Origin of the sequence: Longimicrobium sp., assembly GCF_035474595.1 — a bacterium.
Taxonomy (GTDB): domain Bacteria; phylum Gemmatimonadota; class Gemmatimonadetes; order Longimicrobiales; family Longimicrobiaceae; genus Longimicrobium.
In genome coordinates, this window is sequence record NZ_DATIND010000082.1 from 1 (window position 1) to 22,686 (window position 22,686).

General features: G+C 70.2%; 20 protein-coding genes and 1 tRNA gene. 11 read left to right on the forward strand and 10 right to left on the reverse strand.

Features of this window, described 5'->3' with window-relative positions; all coding sequences use genetic code 11:
- Positions 1 to 181 precede the first annotated feature (181 nt).
- The gene (locus tag VLK66_RS14225; protein ID WP_325310098.1) at positions 182 to 754 is read right to left on the reverse strand and encodes a DNA-3-methyladenine glycosylase I; all 573 of its coding nucleotides are present in this window, start codon (positions 752 to 754) and stop codon (positions 182 to 184) included.
- A 252-nt stretch (positions 755 to 1,006) separates the two neighbouring features.
- Here VLK66_RS14225 and VLK66_RS14230 point away from each other — a divergent pair, with 252 nt between their 5' ends.
- Positions 1,007 to 1,942, forward strand: a complete 936-nt coding sequence (locus tag VLK66_RS14230; RefSeq protein WP_325310099.1) for a hypothetical protein — start codon at positions 1,007 to 1,009, stop codon at positions 1,940 to 1,942.
- Between the two features lie 95 nt (positions 1,943 to 2,037).
- Here the strand turns inward: VLK66_RS14230 and VLK66_RS14235 are convergent, their stop codons facing one another.
- The 4 genes from VLK66_RS14235 to VLK66_RS14250 all read right to left on the reverse strand — a co-directional run bounded on the left by VLK66_RS14235 (position 2,038) and on the right by VLK66_RS14250 (position 6,251).
- The gene (locus VLK66_RS14235; RefSeq protein ID WP_325310100.1) at positions 2,038 to 2,481 is read right to left on the reverse strand and encodes a hypothetical protein; all 444 of its coding nucleotides are present in this window, start codon (positions 2,479 to 2,481) and stop codon (positions 2,038 to 2,040) included.
- 104 nt (positions 2,482 to 2,585) lie between these two features.
- Positions 2,586 to 3,026 (reverse strand): hypothetical protein, encoded by a 441-nt coding sequence (locus tag VLK66_RS14240; RefSeq protein ID WP_325310101.1) that lies wholly within the window; start codon positions 3,024 to 3,026, stop codon positions 2,586 to 2,588.
- 515 nt (positions 3,027 to 3,541) lie between these two features.
- Positions 3,542 to 5,749: an aconitase family protein gene (locus tag VLK66_RS14245; RefSeq protein ID WP_325310102.1), complete on the reverse strand. Its 2,208-nt coding sequence runs from the start codon at positions 5,747 to 5,749 to the stop codon at positions 3,542 to 3,544.
- Between the two features lie 220 nt (positions 5,750 to 5,969).
- Entirely contained in the window at positions 5,970 to 6,251 is a 282-nt protein-coding gene (locus tag VLK66_RS14250; protein WP_325310103.1) for a hypothetical protein, read from the reverse strand.
- Positions 6,252 to 6,476: 225 nt separating this feature from the next.
- Here VLK66_RS14250 and VLK66_RS14255 point away from each other — a divergent pair, with 225 nt between their 5' ends.
- Together VLK66_RS14255 and VLK66_RS14260 are read left to right on the forward strand one after the other, a co-directional pair.
- The gene (locus VLK66_RS14255) at positions 6,477 to 6,989 is read left to right on the forward strand and encodes a hypothetical protein (protein WP_325310104.1); all 513 of its coding nucleotides are present in this window, start codon (positions 6,477 to 6,479) and stop codon (positions 6,987 to 6,989) included.
- Positions 6,990 to 7,026: 37 nt separating this feature from the next.
- Positions 7,027 to 7,099: transfer RNA gene (locus VLK66_RS14260), tRNA-Ala, on the forward strand.
- 87 nt (positions 7,100 to 7,186) lie between these two features.
- On the opposite strand, the gene VLK66_RS14265 is transcribed toward VLK66_RS14260, so the two are convergent.
- Positions 7,187 to 8,638 carry an amidohydrolase family protein gene (locus VLK66_RS14265; protein WP_325310105.1) on the reverse strand — a complete coding sequence of 484 codons (1,452 nt, stop codon included), beginning with the start codon at positions 8,636 to 8,638 and terminating at the stop codon, positions 7,187 to 7,189.
- A 340-nt stretch (positions 8,639 to 8,978) separates the two neighbouring features.
- On the opposite strand from VLK66_RS14265, the gene VLK66_RS14270 reads away from it, so the two are divergent.
- The 5 genes from VLK66_RS14270 (at position 8,979) to VLK66_RS14290 (ending at position 14,875) form a co-directional block, all read left to right on the forward strand.
- The gene (locus VLK66_RS14270) at positions 8,979 to 9,221 is read left to right on the forward strand and encodes a hypothetical protein (protein ID WP_325310106.1); all 243 of its coding nucleotides are present in this window, start codon (positions 8,979 to 8,981) and stop codon (positions 9,219 to 9,221) included.
- A gap of 48 nt (positions 9,222 to 9,269) precedes the next feature.
- Positions 9,270 to 9,494: a hypothetical protein gene (locus VLK66_RS14275; RefSeq protein ID WP_325310107.1), complete on the forward strand. Its 225-nt coding sequence runs from the start codon at positions 9,270 to 9,272 to the stop codon at positions 9,492 to 9,494.
- Positions 9,495 to 9,964: 470 nt separating this feature from the next.
- Positions 9,965 to 11,974 (forward strand): putative bifunctional diguanylate cyclase/phosphodiesterase, encoded by a 2,010-nt coding sequence (locus VLK66_RS14280; protein ID WP_325310108.1) that lies wholly within the window; start codon positions 9,965 to 9,967, stop codon positions 11,972 to 11,974.
- A 426-nt stretch (positions 11,975 to 12,400) separates the two neighbouring features.
- A complete protein-coding gene (locus VLK66_RS14285) occupies positions 12,401 to 14,476 on the forward strand; it encodes a TonB-dependent receptor (protein WP_325310109.1) in 2,076 nt (691 codons plus the stop codon).
- 168 nt (positions 14,477 to 14,644) lie between these two features.
- Positions 14,645 to 14,875 (forward strand): hypothetical protein, encoded by a 231-nt coding sequence (locus VLK66_RS14290; RefSeq protein ID WP_325310110.1) that lies wholly within the window; start codon positions 14,645 to 14,647, stop codon positions 14,873 to 14,875.
- An 80-nt stretch (positions 14,876 to 14,955) separates the two neighbouring features.
- Here the strand turns inward: VLK66_RS14290 and VLK66_RS14295 are convergent, their stop codons facing one another.
- Positions 14,956 to 15,156, reverse strand: a complete 201-nt coding sequence (locus VLK66_RS14295) for a hypothetical protein (RefSeq protein WP_325310111.1) — start codon at positions 15,154 to 15,156, stop codon at positions 14,956 to 14,958.
- Between the two features lie 166 nt (positions 15,157 to 15,322).
- On the opposite strand from VLK66_RS14295, the gene ftsY reads away from it, so the two are divergent.
- The 3 genes from ftsY (at position 15,323) to recG (ending at position 19,238) form a co-directional block, all read left to right on the forward strand.
- The gene (gene ftsY / locus VLK66_RS14300; RefSeq protein WP_325310112.1) at positions 15,323 to 16,252 is read left to right on the forward strand and encodes a signal recognition particle-docking protein FtsY; all 930 of its coding nucleotides are present in this window, start codon (positions 15,323 to 15,325) and stop codon (positions 16,250 to 16,252) included.
- 184 nt (positions 16,253 to 16,436) lie between these two features.
- The gene (locus VLK66_RS14305) at positions 16,437 to 16,754 is read left to right on the forward strand and encodes a GNAT family N-acetyltransferase (protein ID WP_325310122.1); all 318 of its coding nucleotides are present in this window, start codon (positions 16,437 to 16,439) and stop codon (positions 16,752 to 16,754) included.
- 357 nt (positions 16,755 to 17,111) lie between these two features.
- A complete protein-coding gene (recG, locus tag VLK66_RS14310; RefSeq protein ID WP_325310113.1) occupies positions 17,112 to 19,238 on the forward strand; it encodes an ATP-dependent DNA helicase RecG in 2,127 nt (708 codons plus the stop codon).
- 416 nt (positions 19,239 to 19,654) lie between these two features.
- Here recG and VLK66_RS14315 read toward each other — a convergent pair whose 3' ends face one another.
- The 3 genes from VLK66_RS14315 to mazG all read right to left on the reverse strand — a co-directional run bounded on the left by VLK66_RS14315 (position 19,655) and on the right by mazG (position 22,679).
- Positions 19,655 to 20,248: a hypothetical protein gene (locus VLK66_RS14315; protein ID WP_325310114.1), complete on the reverse strand. Its 594-nt coding sequence runs from the start codon at positions 20,246 to 20,248 to the stop codon at positions 19,655 to 19,657.
- Between the two features lie 21 nt (positions 20,249 to 20,269).
- On the reverse strand, positions 20,270 to 21,775 hold the full coding sequence (locus VLK66_RS14320; RefSeq protein WP_325310115.1) for a HAMP domain-containing sensor histidine kinase: 1,506 nt from the start codon (positions 21,773 to 21,775) through the stop codon (positions 20,270 to 20,272).
- Between the two features lie 79 nt (positions 21,776 to 21,854).
- A complete protein-coding gene (gene mazG / locus VLK66_RS14325) occupies positions 21,855 to 22,679 on the reverse strand; it encodes a nucleoside triphosphate pyrophosphohydrolase (protein ID WP_325310116.1) in 825 nt (274 codons plus the stop codon).
- Between the last annotated feature and the right edge of the window lie 7 nt (positions 22,680 to 22,686).

Below are 22,686 nucleotides of genomic sequence, written 5' to 3' on the forward strand. Positions count from 1 at the left end.
CGGTGTGGCCGGCCTGAATAGAAAGTTCGCGGCCTTGCCCCTCACCGGCGACTAAAGTCGCAGCAACAACTACGGGAAGCCTCGCAAACTGCGCGAGGCTGTTCGGCTCGGCAGCCGGTTCCGCTCTGGAGGACGCCTCCCCCTTTCATCCATCGTGGTCGCGCGTAGCGCGGTGTTCGACTCAGGATGACGTCGTCGCGGTGGCGCGCTTCAGTGCTGCGGGGCGCGCCCACGCCGGGCCGGCGGCGAGGATGCGGGCGTGCACGGGGCAGTCGGGGCGGTGCGCGCCGGGGAGGTAGCCGGTGCTCATCAGGAACTCGCCCACGATCTCGCCGCCGGTGAAGCGGAAGGTGCGCTTGAACAGCTTCACCCACTCTTCCTTGGAGAGGGGATGATGCGCGTCCAGCCACGCCGCGAACGATCCGTGCGACGCGCGCAGCTGCTGGATGCGGCGCGCGTTCTCGATCACCGCGTCGACCTTCAGCCGGTTGCGGATGATGCCGGCGTCGGCCAGCAGCCGCTCGCGGTCGGCATCCCCGTACGCGGCCACGCGGTCCACGTCGAAGCCGTCGAAGGCGCGGCGGAAGGCGTCACGCTTCTTGAGGATAGTGAGCCACGAGAGGCCGGCCTGGTTGATCTCCAGCGCCAGCCGCTCCAGCAGCTCGTCATCGCCCGCCAGCGGAAACCCGTACTCGTGATCGTGATACGGCCCGTGCCACTCGTGCCCCGGCGCCGCGTCGCAGTAGCCCGGCATCTTCCCCGATCGTTCCCGATGTGACCCCATCCCGCCCCGCGCATCAACCTACACGCACTCACGCACTCACGCACTCACGCACTCACGCACTCACGAGTGGCCACAGCGCACGGAATGCATCATAAGGCACCGCTAACCCGATTTCCCTTTCGCCCGCGGGACTGCCGCGCTAACATGCACGCTCTACGCAAATCCTGAATGGGAGGTCTTCATGGCGCCAACGCGCGGGACGCGCCCTGCCGCGGCCGCAGAATGAGCGGCATTCCGGGCACCGATCACGGTCATCTCCCCTTCGTTCTGGGCATCGTGGGCGACTCGGGGAGCGGCAAGAGCACGGTGGCGCAGGGGGTCGCTTCGCTGATCGGGGCCGACCGGGTATCCACGCTGGAGCTGGACGACTACCACCGCCATACCCGCGCGGAGCGTACCGAGCTGGGCGTGACCGCCCTGCATCCGTCGGTGCACAACTTCCCGCTGATGCAGGAGCACCTGCGGCTGCTGGGCCGCGGCCGCCCGGTGCGCAACCGGCGCTACGACCACTCCGACGGCACCTTCGGCCCCATCCGCACCGTCGACCCCAACGAGGTGGTGCTGGTCCGCGGGCTCCTGGGCTTTCCCAACGACGAGCTGCGCGCGGCGTACGACCTGGCCGTGTTCCTCCAGCCCGAGCCCGAGCTGCTGTTCCGCTGGAAGCTGCGGCGCGACGTGAAGACGCGCGGCTACAAGGAAGCCGACGTGCTGAAGCACATCGCGCGGCACCTGCTGGACAGCAAGGAGTACGTGCTGCCGCAGGCCGAGCGGGCCGACCTGGTGGTGCGCTACGAGATCCCCGAGTGGGACGCGCCCGACAGCGAGGTGCGCGCCACGCTCACTCTCCGCCGCAACGCCGCCGAGGCCGTCCGCAGCAACGGGATCATGCACCGCTTCGGCGGCTTCGTGGCGTTCGAGGAGGGCGACGACTCGCTCACCGTGCGCGTGGATTCCGGCCTGCCGCCGGAGATGGTGGACGGGTGGGCCGAGGAGCGCTTCGCCGACACCTACCAGCCCGGCGCCCTGGGGCACTTCATGGACGACGACGGCAACGACAGCCGCCTGGTCCCCCTCGCGTTCGCCCAGGTGCTGATCGCCGACCTGACGCAGAAGCTGCGCAGAACCGCCGGCGCCACGCACGCCGCCGCGGCCGCGTAGCCGCACCCGCGATCTCGGCAGAAGCCAGAGCGCCGGCTCCCGATCGATCGGGAGCCGGCGCTTTCTTCGTCGCGCAGTCACGCAGATGGTTCCTGTCACGCGGGAGCGTCAGGCTCTGCATCGTCGCAGCCGAAGGTTCGCTCCGCTTTCACCCAGTCTGCGTAATGCCGCTGGCTGAACCTGAGGGCATCTTCCGCCTCGCGTAAAGCCCCATCCAGGCACCGCTGCCCCACGGGATACTGGAACTCCTCGCGCGTGGCGCGGGACCGAAGCTCCTGGATCCAGGCGCGGATTTCGTCGGGCGGTGAAAAAGCGGAGACCGGAGGGTCGATCAGGACGTAGTACCCGTCAGCGGCCCAGCCGCGAGCCTGAACCAGCCACCTCTCTGCTTTTCCCAGCGCGCGTTCCAGCCGTTCGCGGCTCTCGGCGTCCGCGAACCGCGGTGACGTTCTCCACTGACGTAATTCGTCGATCCACGCACTGATCTCCCCAGGCATGGAGAACTGCGAAACCGGCGGAGCGTCGAGCGTGTGTGGCATCGTTCCTCCTCTCGGCTGGCGTAGGTAGCGAACAAAGTAACAGCGCCGGGTCTCCATCGGGAGGTCCGGCGCTGACGTGTCCGATCCACCGTGGAGCCTCAGCTTCAGTCCCGCAGGCGCTCCAGCAGGTCGATGAGGGTGCGGGCCTCGTCGGGGGAGAGGCGGCCGATGCGGTCGGCGAGCGCGGCGTCGATGCGGGTGTCGAGGGTGGCGAGCATCTTCAGCCCCTCGGCGCTGATGCGGCGGCGCTGCTCGATGCGCTCGATGAGGCCGCGGTTGGCCAGGCCGCCGAGCACCGCCGGGAGCATGGCATCCGGCGAGATCATGCGGTCGCGCACCTGCTCCGTCGTCAGCCCCTCCGGCCCCGCGCCGCGGAGGATGCGCAGCACGTTGAACTCCACCTGCTTCAGCCCGCCGGCGGCCTGCGTCTCGCGCTCGACCAGGTCGCGCAACGCGGTGGCGGTGCGCTGCACGTTCAGGTGCGCCTCCACCGCCAGCGGCAGGGGCTTCGACTGGCGGATCTCCTGCTGAATTCTGCCGCTCATGCAACTGCCGCGTTCATCGTGATGGGCCGATCGGATGGACAAACGTATGGCGTCCGCGAGGATCCTGCCAGCACGCCGCAAGCCCCGCGTCCGTTACGCTTTGAAGATCCTCATCCCCATCCATCCGTTAATCCCCGGACCCGCAACGGCGGCGGCTCACGCGGAGACGCGGAGAACTCCCGCCTCGCGATGGGCTCTCCGTGTCTCCGCGTCTCCGCGTCTCCGCGTAAGATTATACCGGATTCGAGGATTGATCGTGCAATTCGGAAGCGCACGTGCGGACCTCACCTATAGATCCTTCGGCCTGCAACCGTTCGTCCGAAGGCAACGTCGGTGTGGCCGGCCTCAGGATGACGTCTCTCTGTCCGTTTGTATGCACAGGTGATTGCCAGCCGGTACTACAGCGTCGTGAGAATCGCACAAAAAAGCGCCGGCCCCACTCGGGACCGGCGCTCGTCACGCCGATGGGTGCGAGAGCCACTTTCGCACTCTCGCACCTTCGCACTCTCGCACCGTCAGACCGCCGCCAGCTCCGGCTCCCACGCCACGATCTCGCCCGCCATGGCGCTCGCGGCCACGGTGTAGGGCGAGGCGAGGTAGAGCTGGCCCGGGCCGCTGCGGCCGGGGAAGTTGCGGTTGATGGCGCTGATGGTCACGTCCGTCGGCTTGCGGCTGACGCCCGGGCCCGCGTTGATGCAGGCGCCGCAGCTGGGTTCGATGAAGGTGGCGCCCACGCCCTCGAAGATGCGGTCGTACCCCTGCTCCTGGCAGTACGCGTACACCTCCTGGCTGCCGCACTGGATGTAGAACTGCACGTGCTCCGGCTTGCGCTCGCCGCGCTCGGCGTACTCGCGCAGCACGGCCGCGTACATGTCCATGTCCTCCTTCTTCCCCGCCGTGCAGCTTCCCGCGTAGGCGATGTCGATCTTCACCGTCTCCGGCAGGTCCCGCACGTACAGCCCGTTCCCCGGGTCGCCCGGGAGCGCGATCATCGGCTTCAGCGTGCTGGCGTCGATCTCGATCGTCATCACGTAATCGGCGCCCTCGTCGCTGAACAGCCCGTCGCAGAGCCGTTCGGCGTCCTCGCGGCTCATCCCGCGCTGCTCCACCAGGTACTCCACCGTCTTCGCGTCCGGGGCGACGATCCCGGTGAAGGCGCCCACCTCGGCCGCCATGTTGGTCATCGTCGCCCGCTCGTCCACGCTGAGCGCCTCCACCGCGGGGCCGGCGTACTCGATGATCTGGCCGATGGCGTGCCCGTCCTTGATGTACGGCTGGCGCAGAATCTCCAGCATGAAGTCCTTGGCCGACACGTTCGCGGGCTTCTCGCCGTGGACGAGGACGCGGAAGGACCTGGGCACCTCCACGCGCACGTCCTTCGTGATCCACGAGTTGAAGATGGCGGTCGTGCCCACGCCGAAGGCCACGCAGCCCACGGCGCCGGCGTGCGGCGTGTGGCTGTCGGAGCCGATGATGATCTGCCCCGGCTCGGCGTACGCCTCCAGGATCTTGCTGTGGCAGATGGCCTCGGAGCCGTGCTTGCCGTGCCCCAGCTCGCCGTAGAGGCGAACGCCCTGCTTCTCGGCGAACTCGCGCTGCTTCACCTCCAGCTGGTTGGCCACGTTCAGCAGCCCCATCTGGATGCGCTCCTGCGTCATCGCATCCTTCAGGAACGTCAGGTGGTCGCGGAAGAAGAGGATGCTCTCCGGCTCCAGCACCTTCTCGTCGGCCCCGACGTACTGCTCGAAGAAGATGGCCGACATCGGCGTCACGTACTCGTGGCTGAAGCGGATGTCGGTCTGCACGAACCCGCTGTCGCCCGGCTGCACCCACGGCACGCCGACGGCGTTGGAGGACAGGTCGGTCACCCAGTGCCGCGCGAAGATCTTCTCGGCGATCGTCATCGGCCGCGGCCCGCCCGCGTGCTTCGTTCCCGGCGCGCCGAGCGTGTCGGAGCGTACGTTGGAGGTCGACGTGGCCACGAACTGCGCGGCGGCGCCGTCCACGCCGGTGTCGGGGCCCGGATCGTTGTACTCGCCGCTCCCGCGCAGCATCCGCACGTCCTGGCGGTCCAGGTCGCCGCTGGTCTCGCCCGCGCCGTGGCAGGAGATGGGCGGCGTGCGCACCGTCCCCTGCAGCCGGGCCACGTTGTAGTTGAAGAGCCCGCCGTGCTCGATGATGCCGCGGGTGATCTCGTCGGCGCCCTCGGTGAACTCGCTGAGGGGGATGGTCTCGCCGCGGCGGATGCGGTCGATCAGCTCGAAGTTGGTGCTGGTCAGCACGCCCAGGTTCTGGCAGTTCTCGCGGTAGATGCGCTCGATGTTCTCGGCGATCACCACGCGGATCCCCGCCATCATCTCCGCGTACGGGCTCTGCTCGCGCGACGATCCCTTGCCGCGCCGCTTGCCGCTGACGCTGGCGACGAAGCCGCCCTTCTTCACCAGCCCCTGCTTGATGGGGAACTCCGTCCCCGCCTTCAGCCCCAGGTAGGGGAACTCGCCCAGCGTCTCGTCGAAGTAGTAGCAGATGTACGCCGGCGTGATCTCGTCGGTGGAGATGTTGTCGCGCAGCTTCCCCCTCACCTCATCCGTGAGCTCTACGTCCTGGCCGTCCAGCTGGCAGCGCACCAGTTCGGCGTCGTCGACGAGGAAAAGGATGCGGCCCTCGAGGCGCACCTCGGGGGGAAGCTTCTCGATCTTGCGCGTGAGCAGCGACGGGATCATGGGCCTACACGGGGTTCGCGGAAATGCATGGGGCGCCGGGCTGTTCCGGGCGCGGCAATCTGAACCGGACGACCGTTCGGTGCAAGCCGGGTGGAGACGCGAAAGGCGGACCCGCGCCCTCGCCGGGTCCGCCCTCTACACCATAGACGTTGCGAGGTGCGCCGCCCGGCTCAGCAGCCCGCGCTGGATCGGCGGCGGGCGTGGACGGGCTCGTCCGCCGTCAGGCGCAGAAGCAGGTGTCGCACGAGTCGCCACCGCAGGTGCCGGGGCAGCTGTACATGCAGTGCGTCAGGTCGCAGCTCTGCACGCCCGAGCAGTTGATGTCGCCCGAGCAGGCGCAGTGGGTCTCGCACGTCTGGTGCGTGTCGCACGCGCACCCGAAGTCCACGCACGTGCTGTCGGTCAGGCCGAACCCGCGCACCGTCCCGTCGCGCGGGGGAACGGCCACCGTCTCGAACGACTCCACGGCGATCCGGTCCAGGTCCAGGGTCAGCTTCTTCATGGCGGCGGCTCCTTGGAAGATGGGGATGAGAGAGGCTTCGCGGGATTGGGCGCGGCAGGCGATACGACTCCGTTCCGCCGCCAGGGTTCCGCGCGGGGGACATACTTCCGGTTTGGCGGGTAGGAGATGGAGATTCCGCGAACGCGAAGCTGCCCGGGACGGGCGTTCGCGGTTAGCTTCCGTCCACACTCCTGCCCGGGCGGCCGAATGCGTGGATCACGCTGGATGATGGTGCCGATGCTCCTGGCCGCCGCGCTCCCCGCGCGGGCGGCGGCGCAGCGCTACGCCGCGCCGTCGGGACGGCACGCGCCGGGCGACACCACCGTGGTGTTCGAGACGGGCGACGCGATCCAGGTGAGCTCGTATCCGCGGATGGTCAGCGGGATCGAGGTGTGCGGCACGGTGGGGCAGGGGATCCACTGGGGAAAGATGATGTTCGCCCGCACCGACGCGGAGACGAACAGCGCGCAGGAGAGCGTCGTCACCTTCCCCTCGGTGGGCGTAACCGCCAGCTGCCAGACGCACCGCTCCGCCGAGGGCCAGTGGCTGGTGGTGAACTTCTCTCGCGCCGTCCGCGACGAGGTGGGGCGCATCGGGCGGGTGGACGTGGGGCAGGTGGCGCTCCCGCTGGCGCGGCTGCAGGGGCGGCGCGTGACCTTCCGCTGGCTGCGCGAGGGCGAGTTCGACGTGGGGAGCGTCACCCCCGCGCCAGGCACGCTGGGCCCGCCGCGGCCTTGAGCGATCGCGCGCTTTCCGTTAGATTTGCCGCGCTTCAGGGGCCTTAGCTCAGCTGGGAGAGCGCCGCATTTGCAATGCGGAGGTCACCGGTTCGAACCCGGTAGGCTCCATCTAATCGACGATCGCAGACGCGCCCGGACCGAGCACTTCGGTCCGGGCGCGTTCTGCTTCGTGTCGAACCTCCGCGGCGGGGGCGGTCAGGGTTCCGGGTCGCGCCCCGCGGCGATCGCTTCGGCGCGCCGCAGGATGCGCTCGCGCTCGGCGGAGTCGATCAGGCGGCCGCGCAGCACCACCGCGTGGATGCGGCCCACGTTGCGGATGTCGGCCAGCGGATCGGCGTCGAGCACCACCAGGTCCGCCGCCTTCCCCGGCGCCACCGTGCCCAGCGAGTCCGCCATCTTCAGGAAGCGCGCGGGCTCCAGGGTCGCGGCCCGCAGCGCCTCCAGCGGCGTGAGGCCGATCTGCGTCAGCATCTCCAGCTCCTGGTGCAGCGAGAAGCCGGGGTAGATGTACGGCGTCGACAGGTCCGTGCCGGCCATGAAGCGCACGCCGTTCTCGTGCAGGAGCCGCGCGATCACGAGCTGGTGCCGGTAGTAGGCGTGGCGGGCCGCCCAGTCGGCCGCGGTCACGCCCGCCAGGCGGGGGTTGGTGCGCGGGTTCCACGCCGCGCTGATCCCCGCGCGCAGGTAGCGCAGCCGCGGGTCGAGCGCCTGCGTGGTGTCGTCCAGGAAGCTGCCGGCGCGGTTGGTGACCAGCGTGGGCACCATCACGGTGCCGTTGCGCGCCAGGCGCAGCGCCAGCGCGCGGCACACCGCGGGGTCGTAGTGCGCCAGCACCGACGCCGACTGCGCCCACGCCACCGCGTTCGCCGAGTCCCACCCGGCGGCGGCCACGGCTTCGGCCACCTTGTTCTGTTCCGACGGCTCCAGCGGCGAGCAGGCGTCCACCAGCCCCGTCAGGTGCTCCACGCTGGCCATGCCGGCGTCCGACGCCGCGCCCACCGTCACCAGCCCCGGCACGTGCCCGGCGAACGGCAGCCCGCGCCGCTTCGCCTCGTCGGCGATGGCGGCGAAGGCCTCGGGAGACAGGCGGCTGTAGACCTTGATGAAGTCGGCGCCCGCCGCGGCCAGCGAATCCACCGCGCGCCGTGCCTCGGCGGCGTCGCGGACCACCACGCTGCCCGGCAGCATCGGCTGGTTCCCGTCGATGATGTGCCCCGACGCCACGATCCGCGGGCCCAGCAGCTCGCCGGTGCGGATCCGCTCGCGCGTCGATGCCACCCAGTCCAGCCGGCTGAACATCTCGCGCACGCCGGTGACGCCGTTCGCCACCAGCACCGGCATGAACAGGGCGTCGGCGGGCGGGTACGCGGCGTGGACGTGCATGTCCCACAGGCCGGGGATGACGAACTTCCCCCGCCCGTCCACCGTCCGCGCGCCGGGCGGCACCGCCACGCGCGCGGCGGGCCCCACCGCCTCGATCCGGCTTCCCCGCACCACCACCGTCTGGTCGCGCAGCGTGCGCCCGCTCTCCACGTCCACCACCGAGGCGTGGGTGATGGCGACGGGCGGCTGCGCCTCCTGCTGCGCGTGGACGCAGCCGCCGCCGCCCAAGGCCAGAACGGCCGCGATGAACGGGGTTCGCTTCATGGATCGAGCTCGGGATTCGGGTGGACGCGCAGCCGTCTCTCGACCCGAACCTAGCGCCTGCTCATCCGCACCGGGAGGAAGCAGACAAAACCCTTACATCCGCGTCGGTTTCCGGACGCGAGCCCCTCCGTTCGAGCGGGCATCGATCCACCATCTCCATTCGACGGTAGTTTTTCTGCAGCGTAGATTTCGCCGTGGAGTATGTCGCATCCTGTCACACGGCGGCGGCTATTTCTGGATACTGTCCCGAGATCGCGCTTGAATGTTGCCGTTATGCGACACTAAGTTGGCGCACGAAGGCAATTCCGCCTGACGCTCACCCTGCGAAGGAGATGGCGAGATGAAAAAGCTCACGCTGCGGATGGACGACCTGCGGGTCGACAGCTTCGACACGGCGCAGGCGGCGAAGGCCGCGGGCACGGTCCGGGGGCAGGAGGACGTGACCTTCCTCCAGGCCACCTGCCGCACCTGCGACGTCACCTGCAATCCCAGCTGCGACGACACGTGCTACTACACCTGCGCCGGATACCAGACCTACGGCGGCAATCACCAGTACTGCGTGATCTGCGGAGGGGGTGCGTAAGGCACCTCGCCGACCAAATTCCACAAACCGCCAAATGGAGACGAAGAGATGAGAAAGCTCAAGCTGCAGATGGACGACCTGCGGATCGACAGCTTCGACACCGCGGACGTGCCGGCGGGCGGGGGAACGGTCCGTGGGCATATCTCGCTGGCCCAGGGATCGTGCCGCACCTGCGAGGTCACCTGCAACCCGAGTTGCGACTACTCGTGCGACTACACGTGCGACGGGTTCGCCACGTACGGCGGCACGCACCAGCTGTGCGTGCGCTGCTGAGCGCGCGACGGTGAAGGGCGCGCCCGGACCGGTCTTCCGGTCCGGGCGCGTCCACGTTCCGCGGATCCGGAAGATGTTGCGCCGCCGGGAACGGAAGTCGAGTGCGAACCAGACCGCGCGGAGCATGCGTTCCGCGCATCTTGGCCCTCGATCTCCACGCCCCGCCTGCCTCCGGGCCGGCCGCTGGGAGATGGCAGAGGATTTGCGCCCCGGCGGGCAGCTTCAGGACCACGGGGGAGAGACAAACCTTATACGCCATCCCGGAAGGCTTGAATGTCGCCCGGGGCGCGCGTAGGATGTCTCCTTCGTAAACGAATCACCCTCCAGCCCGCCACCCGCGTGCGAGCCGCTCCCGTGCAGAGGAAGATGCCCGTGCCGCGCCCGGAAAACGGGGCCCGCCCCGCCTTTCAGGCCGTTGCGCTCCGCAGCCGCGCGCCGGTCCGCCCCCTCCAGGCCGCGGAGGGGCGGTGGTGAGCCCGGACGCGCCGCATGTGTCGGAAGCGGTGGAGGGCGTGCTGGAGTGCGCGCCCGTGGGCATCGCCGCGTGCGACGCCGATCTGCGCTGGGTGGCGTGGAACGCGGCCATGGAGGCGCTCACCGGGCTTCCCGCGCCCCGGGTGCTGGGCGCGCCGGTCGGCGCCGCGGGGTGCGGGCTGGCCGGCGAGTCGCCGCAGGCGGTGCTGCGCGCGGTGCTGGGCGGCATCACCGTGGACGTGGGCGACGTGGCGCCCGAGGCCGCGCGCGGGCGGCGCGTGTCCGTGCGCTGGTCGCCGCACCGCGCGCCCGACGGCGAGATCCTGGGCGCCGTGGCCGTGGCCCACGACGTGACGGAGCTGCGCCGCGCCGAGGACGAGGCGCTGCGCCTGGCCGCCATCCCCCGCGAGGCGCCCAACCCGGTGCTGGAGTGCGACCGCGACGGCAACGTGGTGTACGCCAACCCCGCCACCCGCCACGTGCTGGCCGAGGTGGGCACCCCGCTGGAAGACGGCTTCCTCCCCCGCAACCACCGGCAGCTGGTGGCCGCCGCCCTCGCGCACGGCCAGCCCATGCGCACGGTGGAGGTGGACGTGGACGACCGCGTGTTCTCGTGGACATACCATCCCCACGTGGAGATGGGCGTGGTGCACCTCTTCGCCGACGACATCACCGCGCGGCGGGCGGTGGAGGATCAGCTGCGCCACGACGCGCTGCACGACGCGCTCACCGCCCTTCCCAACCGCCACCTGTTCATGGAGCGGCTGGCGCGCGCCGTGTTGCAGGAGAAGCGGCGCGAGGGCTACCTCTTCGCCGTTCTCTTCCTGGACCTGGACCGCTTCAAGGTGGTGAACGACTCGCTGGGCCACGCCGTGGGCGACGAGCTGCTGGTGGCGGTCGCCGGGCGGCTGCGCAACGCCGTGCGCGAGACCGACACCGTGTCCCGCTTCGGCGGCGACGAGTTCGCGGTGCTGCTGGACGACCTGGGCGCGGTGGAGGACGCGCTGCGGGCGGCCGACCGCATCCAGGCGGCGCTCACCGCCCCCGTCTCGCTCAGCGGCTACGAGGTCTTCACCTCGGCCAGCATCGGCATCGCGCTCAGCTCCACCGCGTACGGGCGGCCGGACCACCTGATGCGCAACGCCGACATGGCCATGTACCGCGCCAAGTCGGCGGGCACGGGGCGGCACGAGCTGTTCGACCGGGCGATGCACGCGCTGGCGCTCACCCGGCTGCAGATGGAGACGGACCTGCGCAAGGCGATCGAGCGCGAGGAGTTCTGCCTCCACTACCAGCCCATCGTCTCGCTGCGCACCGGACGCATCGCCGGGGTGGAGGCGCTGCTGCGCTGGAACCACCCGGAGCGGGGATGGATCGCCCCGCTGGACTTCGTCCCTCCCGCGGAGGAGACGGGGCTGATCCTGCAGATCGGGCGGCGGGTGATCCGCGACGCCTGCCTGCAGCTGCGCGACTGGCAGGCGGCCACCCCGGCCGCGGCGGGACTGAGCGTGAGCGTGAACCTGTCCGTGCGCCAGTTCTCGCAGGCCGACCTGGTGGAGCAGGTGCGCGAGGCGCTGGCGGAGAGCGGGATCCGGCCGGAGCTGCTGCGGCTGGAGGTGACGGAGAGCGTGGTGGTCGACAACGTCGACGCGGCCGCGGGCACGCTGTCGCGGCTGAAGGCGCTGGGCGCGCGCGTGTACCTGGACGACTTCGGCACCGGCTACTCGTCACTCTCCTCCCTGCACCGGCTGCCCATCGACGCGCTGAAGGTGGACCGCTCGTTCGTGGCGCGCATCGGGCAGGGCGGGGGCGAGCAGATGGTTCGCACCGTGGCCACCATCGCCCGCAACCTGGACCTGGCCGTCGTGGCCGAGGGGATCGAGACCGAGGAGCAGCTCCGCCTCATCCGCGCGCTGGGATGCGAGTACGCGCAGGGCTACCTCTTCTCCACCCCGCTGGACCCGGACGCGCTCCGGGAGCTGGTCGAGACGGCGCCGCGCTGGTGACGAAGTGCGGGAGTGCGGGAGTGCGGGAGTGCGCTTCCGGCGCGGGAGAGGTGACGGCGGGTGGAGGCGACTCCCGCGGGCCCTCACCCGAAAAATGGAGAGGGGAAGACAAACTGCCGTCTTCCCCTCTCCATTTTTCGACCTCTCCCAAAACAACCTGGGAGAGGTAACTGCAACTCAGCTTGCGGCACGAGCCGGCAGTTCTCCTCACGATCGGGTCTCCCCTCCCCCAGTCTGTTCTGGGGAGGGGCCGGGGGAGAGGGCCGCGGGGCCGCGGGAACGCATTTGGGGCTCGCCTCGGCCGAGCCCTCTCTCCTCGTCCTCGCGTTGGGATAACGGGATCGGGCGATGATGCCCGTTCTTGCGCGCGTCTTGCGTGTTTCGCCGCGCGAGCGGGTTGCGACCACGCCGACGTTCCACATCTCCATGCCCCGGATCTTCCGATACGCCGCGACGCTCGCCCTGGCGCTGGCGGCGTTCCGCGCTTCCGGCGCGGGCGCGCAGCAGGGCGCGCCCGCGGACACCGCGAAGCGCTACTCTATCGACACGCTTGCGGTGCGCGTGCTGCGCGCGCCGGTGCCTCCGCTGCGCGCGCCGTTCGCCGTCTCCATCACCGGCGGCGAGGCGCAGCGGCGCGCGAAGCCGGGGCTGGCGCTGAACGAGCCGCTGGCCGCCATCCCCGGCGTGCAGGTGGAGAACCGGTTCAACTACGCGCTGGGCGAGCGCATCGCCGTGCGCGGCCTGGGCGCGCGGGCGCAGTTCGGCGTGCGCGGCGTGCGCGTGCTGGTAGACGGCCTGCCCGCCACCATGCCCGACGGGCAGACCACGCTGAACCACGTGGACGTCGGCTCCATCGGCGGCGCGGAGGTCATCCGCGGGCCGGCCAGCGCGCTGTACGGCAACGCATCCGGCGGCGTCATCCGCCTGAACACGCTGCCGCCGCCGCCGGTTCCGCTGGGCTCCGAGTACCGCGCCACCGCCGGCGCCGGCGGGCTGCTCCGCCTCCAGAGCTGGGCGGGGGGGATGACGGGTCCCGCCGCGTACCGGGCCAGCTTCACGCGCCTGAAGTACGGCGGCTACCGCCAGCACCAGTCCGCCGACAACACGCAGGTGGGCCTCAACTTCGGCCTGCATCGCGGCGCGGACGAGCTGCGCCTGGTCTTCACCGCCGTCCACTACGACGCGGAGAACCCCGGCGCGCTCTCCGACTCGCTCCTGCGCGCCGATCGCACCGCCGCCATCCCCACCAACGTCACGCAGAAGGCGGGGGAGGAGGGGAGACAGGGGCAGCTCGGGCTCACCTGGATCCGCGCGCTCGGAACGGGATCGCTGGAGGTGACGGGATACGGGCTCGCGCGCTCGATCGACAACCCCATCCCCGTGCGCTTCATCGACCTGGACCGCGCGGCGGGCGGCGCGCGCGCGGTGTGGAGCGGCGGCCTCATCGGCCCGCTGCATGCTTCCGCGGGCGGCGAGTGGGAGCTGCAGCACGACCACCGCCTGAACCACGAGAACGTCGCGGGCGTGCGCGGAAGCCTGCTGCTGGACCAGACCGAGCGCGTGACCTCCGCCGCCGCCTTCGCCGAGCTGTCGGCGGACGCGGGGCCGATTACCGTGCTCGGCGCCGCGCGATACGACCGCTTCCGCTTCTCGGTGGACGACCATCTCGTCACCGCCGCCGACCCCGACGACTCGGGCGCGCGGACGATGGACGCGTGGAGCCCTACGCTGGGCGTGAGCCTGTCCGCCGCGCGGTGGCTGTCGTTCTACGGCAACGTGGCGACGGCCTTCCAGACGCCGACCACGACCGAGCTGGCCAACCGCCCCAGCGGCGCGGGTGGGTTCAACCCGGAGCTGCGGCCCGAGCGCACCACCGGCATCGAGGCGGGCGCGAAGGCGCGGCGCGGCGCCGTGTGGGGCGAGGTGGCGGCGTACCGAGCCCGCATCCGCGACGCGCTGATCCCGTTCGAGCTGGAGGGCTTTCCCGGGCGCCAGTTCTACCGCAACGCGGGCGCGGCCGTGCACCGCGGCATCGAGGCCGGCGCGGGCGCGGAGCCGGTGGCCGGGCTGACCCTGCGCGCGGCGTACACGTACACCGACGCGCGCTTCGGACGCTACGTGCTGGGCGGCGCGGACCTGCGCGGCAACCGCGTTCCCGGCATCGCCCCGCACCGCATCGAGGCGTCGGCGTTCTGGTCGCGCGGCGCGGGCCCGTTCGCGGGCGTCGACCTGCGCCACGAGAGCCGCACCCCCGTCGCCGACACGGACGCCGCGGGAAGCCTCGCATCTCCCGCCTGCACCACCGTGGACCTGCGCGGCGGGTGGACGGAGCTGCGCCTGGGCCGCGTCCGCGCCTCGCCGACGCTCGGCATCACCAACCTCTTCGGCGTGGTGTACAACACCTCGGTCGTCATCAACGCCGCCCGCGGCCGCTTCTACGAGCCCGGCCCGGGCCGTTCCGTCTACGCCGGGATGGAGATCAAGCTCGGCAGCGGGTGGTGACCGCGTCCACGGGACGGCGAATCGGTAGATCGTGATCCCGCCGCCGCCGCTTGTTTGTTGCTCGTTCCGGTCTCTCTTGCGATCTTGAAGGCGCATCCGGTGCGGACGCAGATGCGCCTCGTCTGCCCGCCGCACACGATCGTCTCCCACTGGACCTGGAGGGTTCGCATGGGCAAGCTGGCGCTGAAGATCGAAGAGCTGCACGTCGACTCGTTCGACACCGGCGAGGAGAGCGGCAGGGTCGGCACCGTACGCGGCAACGACACGATCGAGACGGAGTGGTGCACCGGCTATCCGGACTGCGGCGTCTCCAAGCCCCAGTGCAAGACGCCGAACTACACCTGCTACGGCACCTGCGGCTGCACCGAGAACTGCGACACCATCTCGCCGTACTGCTGAGCCGCGATACGCCGGCAGAGCAAAGCGCCCCCGCCCGGAGTCAGGGGCGGGGGCGCTTCTCGTCCACTGCTTGAGCGATCCTATTCGGCGGATGGCCCGGGCTGCGGTTCCTCCGGGGCGCGGATCAGCCGCTCGGAATGCTCTTGCTGCCGCTCCATGTAGTACGCGACCAGCTTGTAGGGATCGTGCCCGAATCGCTCGGAAATGCGGTGGCGCACCGTCCGGATCTCGGCGATCAGGTCCTCGCCTTCGTCGTGGAAATTCTCGACCTCGATCTCCATCTGGCTCCTCCTGAAATTCCGATAAGCGAAAGTGAAATCTACACACATGTGCATAGTGGATGAAGCTGTTCGGGGTGCACCGCCGCCGCCGCCGTTGTAGATTGTGCCGCCCCCGCCTTGGGGCGTTTTCGCGTTGGCAGATCAAAGAGATTGGGGATCGAGACGAATGGCGCGCCTGTTTCGCCGGAAGGAAGAGGGGAAGAAGTCGCTCTGGGACCGCATCGTCGACGTGGCGCTCACCGATGTGTCGGTGATCGTCAAGGGGATGGACGAGGGGTCGCTGGAGGGGCTGGAGGAAACGCTGATCGCCGCCGACTTCGGCGTGCCGGCCACGCTGCGGCTGGTGCAGGTGGTCGAGACGCTGGCGCAGCGCGGCGTGGCCAAGTCGCAGCGCGACTTCGAGCGCGCGGTGCGCGAGGAGATCGTGCAGATCCTCTCCGGCGGCCGCTCGGACACGGCGCTGCGCTTCAACTACGACGAGGGCCCGACGGTCTTCCTGGTCGTCGGCGTGAACGGGGTGGGGAAGACGACCACCATCGCCAAGCTGGCGTACCGGCTCACGCGGCAGGGGCGCAAGGTGCTGCTGGCCGCGGGCGACACCTTCCGCGCGGGCGCCATCGAGCAATTGAAGCGCTGGGCCGACCGCGTGGGCGCGGACTTCGTGGGCTCGGAGCCGGGCCGCGACCCGGCCGCCGTGGCCTTCGACGCGCTGGAGCACGCGGAGAAGACCGGCGCCGACGTGGTGATCGTGGACACTGCCGGCCGCCTGCACACGCAGAGCGACCTGATGAAGGAGCTGGAGAAGGTGCACCGCGTCATCGGCAAGAAGCTGGACGGCGCGCCGCACGAGACGCTGATCGTGCTGGACGCCACCGTCGGCCAGAATGCGATGGCGCAGATCCGCACCTTCGGCCAGATCCTCCCGCTCTCCGGCATCATCCTCACCAAGCTGGACGGCACGGCAAAGGGCGGCATCGTGGTCGCGCTGAAGGAGGAGTACGACCTCCCCGTGAAGTTCATCGGCGTGGGCGAGAAGATGGACGACCTGGTCCCGTTCGAGATCAAGCAGTTCGCCGAGGAAGTGCTGGAGGCGTGAACTGAAGTACGAAAGCACGGGGAGTACGAGAGTACGGAATGGAAGTGCGGAAGTGCGGAAGTGCGTGAGTGCGTGAGCCGCGTCGCGAGATTCCCTCGCGCATCCACACCCGCTGTCCTCCTAGCCGCGCCGCGAATGGTGGAATACGCGCCGATGACTGCGAGCGACATCGCCGAGGCGCTACCTGGCTCGCAACCCGGGCCTCAGCCTCGTGGCGCGCGAGGACGGGCGGATGGTGGGCGCGGTGCTGTGCGGGCATGACGGGCGCCGCGGATTCCTCCACCACCTCGCCGTCGCGGCGTCGCACGGGCGGCGGGGGATCGGGCGGGCGCTGGTCGAGCGCTGCCTGGACGGGCTGCGCGGCTACGGCATCTCCAAGTGCCACCTCTTCGTCTATCACCACAACGAGGCGGGGCAGGCGTTCTGGCGCGGCATCGGCTGGCACGGGCGCGGCGACCTGCTCGTCATGTCGCGCAACCTCACCGACGATCCGAACGCCTGACCATCGCAGGAAGAGCCTCATATCCGGATCAGGCAATCATCTGTGCATTACAAACGCACCGAGAGACGTCATCCTGAGGCCGGCCACACCGTAGTAGCCCCTCGCCCGAGCGGTTGCAGGCCGAAGGATCTATCGGTGAGGTCGCACGTGCGCTTCCGGATTGCACGATCGATCTCCGATTTCGGCATCAAGCAGGGGACGCAGAGACGCAGAAGACCCGCAGTTTCTCTGCGTCTCCGCGTCTCCGCGTGAGATTATGGGTGAGCACGCCCTCGCAGTAGATTCCTCGCCGCGTCTCCATCAGATTTCCGGGGTATCAATCTCCCGATGCAGTCGCCGCGGGGTCGCGGCGCCGCGATGCGATCCATCAACCCGCCCGTCGTGAGTTACGGCAGCTCCACGTACCAGCCCGCGATCTCCTCGCTCGACCGCCCCGTCCAGTTTTTGAAGGGGGTGGGGCCCGGCCGCGCGCCGCTGCTGCAGAAGCTGGGGCTGCTGACCGCGCGCGACGTGCTGTACCACGCCCCGCACCGCTACGAGGACGCGTCCACCATCACCCACATCGGCGCGCTGGCCACGGGGATGGACGCAACCATCATCGGCCGCGTGGTCTCCGCGGGGGTGCTGCCCACGCGCAAGGGGCTGCGCATCTTCCAGGCGGTGATCCGCGACGACACGGGGATGATCGAGTGCGCGTGGCCGGGGCAGCCGTACCTGGAGCGCGTCATCCACAAGGGCGACCTGCTGCTCCTCTCCGGCCCGGTGAAGTTCTTCCACGGCCGGCAGATGCAGCCGCGCGAGTTCACCGTGGTCGCCGGCGAGGGCGAGACGCCGGGGGATGACGGGGCGGGCTTCATCTTCCCCGTCTATCCCGCGACCGAGGGGCTCACCTACCGCCAGCTGCGCAAGCTCATCCACGACAACCTGGACGAGCTGCTGCGGCGGGTGCGCGAGGAGGAAGACGCCATCCCCGCCGACGTGCTGAAGCGCATCGAGGTGGAGCCGCTGTGGAAGGCGCTGGACCACGTCCACCGCCCCACCTCGCTGGCCGAGGCGGAGCAGGGGCGCCGGCGGCTGGCCTTCGAGGAGCTCTTCTATCTCCAGCTCCTGCACGCGCGCACGCGCCACCGCACCGTGGCCGAGCGCGCGGGGATCGCCTTCCAGCGCAAGGACTTCCTGGTGAAGCCCTTCCATCGCCAGCTCCCCTTCACGCTGACGAACGCGCAGAAGAAGGTGCTGAAGGAGATCGGCGAGGACATGGCGTCGCCGAAGCGGATGAACCGGCTGCTGCAGGGCGACGTGGGGAGCGGGAAGACGGTGGTGGCGCTCTTCGCCATGCTGCGCGCGGTGGAGAACGGCTACCAGGCCGCGCTCATGGTCCCCACGGAGATCCTGGCCGAGCAGCACGCCCGCACCCTGCAGCGGCTGCTGGCGGACCTCCCCGTGAGCATCACCCTGCTGACGGGACGGCTGGGGACCAAGCAGTGGAAGGAAGTCAGCTACCGCATCGCCAGCGGCGACGCCGACATCGTGGTGGGGACGCACGCGCTCATCCAGGAAGGTGTGCAGTTCCACAACCTGGGGCTGGTGGTGGTGGATGAGCAGCACCGGTTCGGGGTCAAGCAGCGGCTCACCATCCAGGACATGTCGCAGAACGGCGACACGCTGGTGATGTCGGCCACGCCCATCCCCCGGTCGCTGGCGCTGACGCTGTATGGCGACCTGGACATCAGCGTGCTGGACGAGCGCCCCCCCGGCCGCCGGCCCATCAAGACGGCCCTGCGGATGGAATCGTCCCGCCCCAGGGTGTTCAAGTTCGTGGAGGAGGAGGTGCGGAAGGGGCGGCAGGCGTACATCGTCTACCCGCTGGTGGAAGAGTCCGAGAAGGTGGATCTCAAGGCCGCCGCGGCGGAGTTCGAGCAGCTGCAGGGCCTCTTTCCGCACCTGCGGATGGCGCTCATCCACGGCCAGATGCCCGGCGAGGAAAAGGACCGGACGATGCGGGCGTTCGGCGCGGGCGAGGTGGACGTGCTCGTTTCCACCACCGTGATCGAGGTGGGGATCGACGTCCCCAACGCCACGGTGATGGTGATCGAGCACGCCGAACGCTTCGGGCTCAGCCAGCTGCACCAGCTGCGGGGCCGGGTGGGGCGGGGATCGGAGGACAGCTTCTGCATCCTGATCTTTGGCGGGCAGGGCTCGCTGGAGCGGCTCAAGGTGTTCGCCAGCACGGAAGACGGCTTCGCCATCGCCGAGGCGGACCTGCGGCTGCGCGGCGCGGGCGACCTGTTCGGAGCGCGGCAGTCCGGCCTCCCCGCGTTCCGTTTCGCGGACCTGGAAAAGGACCTGAACCTCCTTTCCGCCGCCCGCGGCGAGGCCCGCGCCATCGTGGAGCGCGACCCCGAGCTGGCGAACCACCCCCAGCTGCGCGACGCCCTCTCCACCCGCTACGAGGAGCGCGCGCGGATGTTCCGGGTGGGGTAGGAGAGTGCGGAAGTGCGTTAGTGCGTTAGTGCGTTAGTGCGTTAGTGCGGAAGTGCGGAAGTGCGGAAGTGCGGAAGTGCGGAAGTGCGGAAGTGCGGAAGTAAAGGTCGGGGGGTGGAGCACGGAGGCCGGCATCCGTCCGAGCGAATGAATTCGCCGCAACGACTACACGAAGTCCGCCTGCGCGGACTGCACGGCAGAGCTCGCGTCCAGTGGCGGCCTGCCTTGTCCGGCCAGGGCTCGTAGAAGTATACACCCCCTCCCGCGCAGTTTGCGGGAGGGGGTGGACGAGCCTAAGCGAGGCCGGGGGAGGGCCCCACGCCGAAGCCCCGTCCGACGTCGTCGAACGGGGCTTTCATCTATTCCACTTCCGCACTTCCGCACTCACGCACTCACGCACTCACGCACTCCCGTCGTCACGGTCTCGGCGCCAGCGTATTCCGGATGCGCTGCAGCTCCTCGCGCAGCTGGCGGATGGTGGCGTCGCGCTCGTTCAGCTCGCGGCGCAGGCGGGACACCTCGGCGCTCTGGTCGCTCCCCTGCCGCACCACCACCGTGTCCGCCCCCGCCGGCCGCGTCCGCACGATCACGTCCGGATCGCAGCGCAGGGCGCCCGTGCGCTGCTCGCAGGGAAGCACCATCTGGCGCGCGAGCGCCACCAGCGTCTCCGCCTCCGGCCGCCGCGTTACCCGCCCCCCCGCCGTGTCCGCGGCCAGGTAGAGCGAAAAGTTCTGCTCCGCCTGCGCGGCGTCGTACGCCGGGTTGTCGGGGTCCAGGTACAGCGTGCCCAGGTAGAAGCGCGCCTCGCGCCCCTGCGCGTCGCGCGGGTGCTCGGCGGCCAGGCGCTGGAACGCGGCCATGGCCACGCGGAACGAGTCCGCGTGCAGGGCCGCGTGCCCCTGGCGCCACAGCTGGTCACGGTCAGCCGCGCCCGGACCCAGGTTGCCCGGCGCGAACACGGAGCAGCCGGACAGCAGCACGGCGAAAACGATTGCGAACGGGATCTTCATCCGGAGCAGGTCAGGCGTCGGTCAGGCGTGCCCGGCGGCGGGTGGCCGCTCGGGAAGGAACACGCGGAAGCGCGTTCCTCGCCCCACCTCGCTTTCTGCACCGATCGTGCCCCCGTGCGCCTCCACGATCTCCCGCGCGATCGCCAGCCCCAGACCCGACCCCACCGACCGCGGCTGCGCGTCGTTGTCCACCTGGTAGAACTTCTCGAAGACGTGGGGCAGCTTGTCGGCGGGGATCCCGACGCCCGTGTCCTCCACCTCCACCTGCACGCCGCCGTCGCACCGGGCCGCCTCCACGCGGATGGTGCCTTCCTTGGGCGTGAACTTGAACGCGTTGGAGAGCAGGTTGCCCAGCACCTCGTTGAGCCGGTCCTCGTCGCCCACCAGGGTGGGGGGCAGGTCGTCCGACAGGCTCACGGGAAAGTGGATGCCGTTCTGCACCGCCAGCACGCGAAAGTCGCCCGTCAGCTCCTCGAAGAAGGCCCGCAGCTGGATCTCGCGCAGCTCCAGCCGCGCCCCGCCGGCCTCGAAGCGGCTCACGTCCAGCAGCCGGTGCACCAGGCGCGTCAACCGGTCCGTCTGCGTGCTCACGGCCTCCAGCGTCTTCTTCTGCTGGTCGTTCACCTCGCCGTAGATGCCGTCCGCCAGCAGCGTCACGTAGCCGCGGATCACGCTCAGCGGCGTCTTGATCTCGTGGCTGGCCACGGACACGAACTCCGCCTTGAGCCGGTCCAGCTCGCGCAGCTGCGAGGTCATCGTCCCGAACGAGCGCGCCAGGTCGCCCAGCTCGTCCGGCCGCTCGCGGGGGATGTGCACGTGCGGGTCGAAGTCGCCCTCCGCCACCGAGGCCATCCCCCGCCGCAGCAGCGCGATGGGCCGCAGCAGCGTGCGCGTGAGCAGCGTCCCGATGATGAGCGTGGCCGCCAGGGCGAGCGCCAGCGCCACCAGCGTGGTGCTCGCCGCACGGCTGGCCACGCTTTCGGCTTGTTCCAGGTCCCGCCCGGTCTGGTTCGCGATGGCGCGGTCCACCTCGTCCAGCTGCGGATCCATCGCCCCGAACTGCTGCTCGAGCGCCCGTCGCACGGCCTCGGCCGAGTCCCGCTGGCCAGCCTCCAGCAGCGTGCGCTCGCGACGAATGCCGGCGGTGATCTCGGACCACGTCCGTACGACGGGAAGGCTGGCCCCCGCATACGCGCCGTCGTTTTGCGTGCGCAGCAGTTCCAGCGTCCGGGTGGCTTCGCGCACGGCGCTGTCCGCCTGGACACGGGTTTGGACGGTGTCGCGGGGGTTGCCGCCGAGCGCAGGATCCGCCAAGGGAGCGAGCACCGCGTACCGGCGCTGCGCGTCGCGGGCTGTTTCAACCGCGTTGCGCAGATCGCCCAGCGTGCCCGTGACCACCCGCTGCTCCGACAGGCGGTCGGTGATGTCGTGCAGGCCACGCAGGGCCAGCAGGCCGTAGGCGGCGGGAATCGCCAGGATGACCGTGATCCCCACCAGCGTAAGGACGATGCGTTGCCGGAGCTTCATCCGTTGCAGCGAAAGGGTGGGAAACCGGTCCGGTGCGCCGGGGTGTACGGGAGTCGTGACGGGTGATGCACGTTTCGGGTCACGGCGCCTCCGGGCCCGCCGGCGGGGCGGCCGCACGCTCCAGGCGCTTGACCTCGTCCCACAGGCGGTCCAGCTCTTCCAGCGTGGCCTGCCCCCAGACGACGCCATCGCGCATCGCCAGCCCCTCCAGCGCGCGGAAGCGGCGGGAGAACTTGGCGTTCGCCGCCGCCAGGGCCGCGCTGGGGTGCACGCCGGCCAGCCGCGCCAGGTTCACGGCCGCGAACAGCAGGTCGCCGATCTCGTCCCGCAGCCGGTCCGGGTCCGCCTCGTCCAGCTCGCGGCCGATCTCCTCCGCCTCCTCGCGCACCTTGTCCAGCGCGCCGCGGGCGTCGTCCCAGTCAAAGCCCACCTTCGCGACCCGCTCCTGGATACGATAGGCCAGCAGCAGGGGGTCCAGCCCGGTGGGCACCTCGTCCAGGATGCTGGCCGGGGGGCCGCCGCCGCGCTCGCGGGCCTTGAGCGTTTCCCACGGCTCCGCCGGGCCCAGGCCGTACAGGTGGGGATGGCGGCGGCGCATCTTTTGCTCCAGCCCAGCGACCACTTCCTCGCGGCTGAAGGTGCCGGTCTCCTCCCCGATCACGACCTGGAAGGCCACGTTCAGCAGCAGGTCGCCCAGCTCGCCCCGCAGGGCGTCCGGGTCGCCGCCGGCAATGGCGCCGGCGACCTCGTGCGCCTCTTCCAGCAGGTAGCGGGTCAGGGTCACGGGGGTCTGCGCCGCGTCCCAGGGACAGTGCGCGCGCAGGAACTCGACCAGCGCCAGTGCGCGGTCGAGAACGCCGCTTTCACGGCCGGGCGAGGGGTTTTCGGCTTGCGAGGGTCTCACGGTCGGC

What these genes read in the sequence shown, in the direction of transcription:
- VLK66_RS14225 (WP_325310098.1), bottom strand. Translation starts at nt 754, where the DNA reads ATGCCGGGCTACTGCGACGCGGCGCCGGGGCACGAGTGGCACGGGCCG.
- VLK66_RS14230 (WP_325310099.1), top strand. Translation starts at nt 1,007, where the DNA reads ATGAGCGGCATTCCGGGCACCGATCACGGTCATCTCCCCTTCGTTCTG.
- VLK66_RS14235 (WP_325310100.1), bottom strand. Translation starts at nt 2,481, where the DNA reads ATGCCACACACGCTCGACGCTCCGCCGGTTTCGCAGTTCTCCATGCCT.
- VLK66_RS14240 (WP_325310101.1), bottom strand. Translation starts at nt 3,026, where the DNA reads ATGAGCGGCAGAATTCAGCAGGAGATCCGCCAGTCGAAGCCCCTGCCG.
- VLK66_RS14245 (WP_325310102.1), bottom strand. Translation starts at nt 5,749, where the DNA reads ATGATCCCGTCGCTGCTCACGCGCAAGATCGAGAAGCTTCCCCCCGAG.
- VLK66_RS14250 (WP_325310103.1), bottom strand. Translation starts at nt 6,251, where the DNA reads ATGAAGAAGCTGACCCTGGACCTGGACCGGATCGCCGTGGAGTCGTTC.
- VLK66_RS14255 (WP_325310104.1), top strand. Translation starts at nt 6,477, where the DNA reads ATGATGGTGCCGATGCTCCTGGCCGCCGCGCTCCCCGCGCGGGCGGCG.
- VLK66_RS14265 (WP_325310105.1), bottom strand. Translation starts at nt 8,638, where the DNA reads ATGAAGCGAACCCCGTTCATCGCGGCCGTTCTGGCCTTGGGCGGCGGC.
- VLK66_RS14270 (WP_325310106.1), top strand. Translation starts at nt 8,979, where the DNA reads ATGAAAAAGCTCACGCTGCGGATGGACGACCTGCGGGTCGACAGCTTC.
- VLK66_RS14275 (WP_325310107.1), top strand. Translation starts at nt 9,270, where the DNA reads ATGAGAAAGCTCAAGCTGCAGATGGACGACCTGCGGATCGACAGCTTC.
- VLK66_RS14285 (WP_325310109.1), top strand. Translation starts at nt 12,401, where the DNA reads ATGCCCCGGATCTTCCGATACGCCGCGACGCTCGCCCTGGCGCTGGCG.
- VLK66_RS14290 (WP_325310110.1), top strand. Translation starts at nt 14,645, where the DNA reads ATGGGCAAGCTGGCGCTGAAGATCGAAGAGCTGCACGTCGACTCGTTC.
- VLK66_RS14295 (WP_325310111.1), bottom strand. Translation starts at nt 15,156, where the DNA reads ATGGAGATCGAGGTCGAGAATTTCCACGACGAAGGCGAGGACCTGATC.
- ftsY (WP_325310112.1), top strand. Translation starts at nt 15,323, where the DNA reads ATGGCGCGCCTGTTTCGCCGGAAGGAAGAGGGGAAGAAGTCGCTCTGG.
- recG (WP_325310113.1), top strand. Translation starts at nt 17,112, where the DNA reads ATGCGATCCATCAACCCGCCCGTCGTGAGTTACGGCAGCTCCACGTAC.
- VLK66_RS14315 (WP_325310114.1), bottom strand. Translation starts at nt 20,248, where the DNA reads ATGAAGATCCCGTTCGCAATCGTTTTCGCCGTGCTGCTGTCCGGCTGC.
- VLK66_RS14320 (WP_325310115.1), bottom strand. Translation starts at nt 21,775, where the DNA reads ATGAAGCTCCGGCAACGCATCGTCCTTACGCTGGTGGGGATCACGGTC.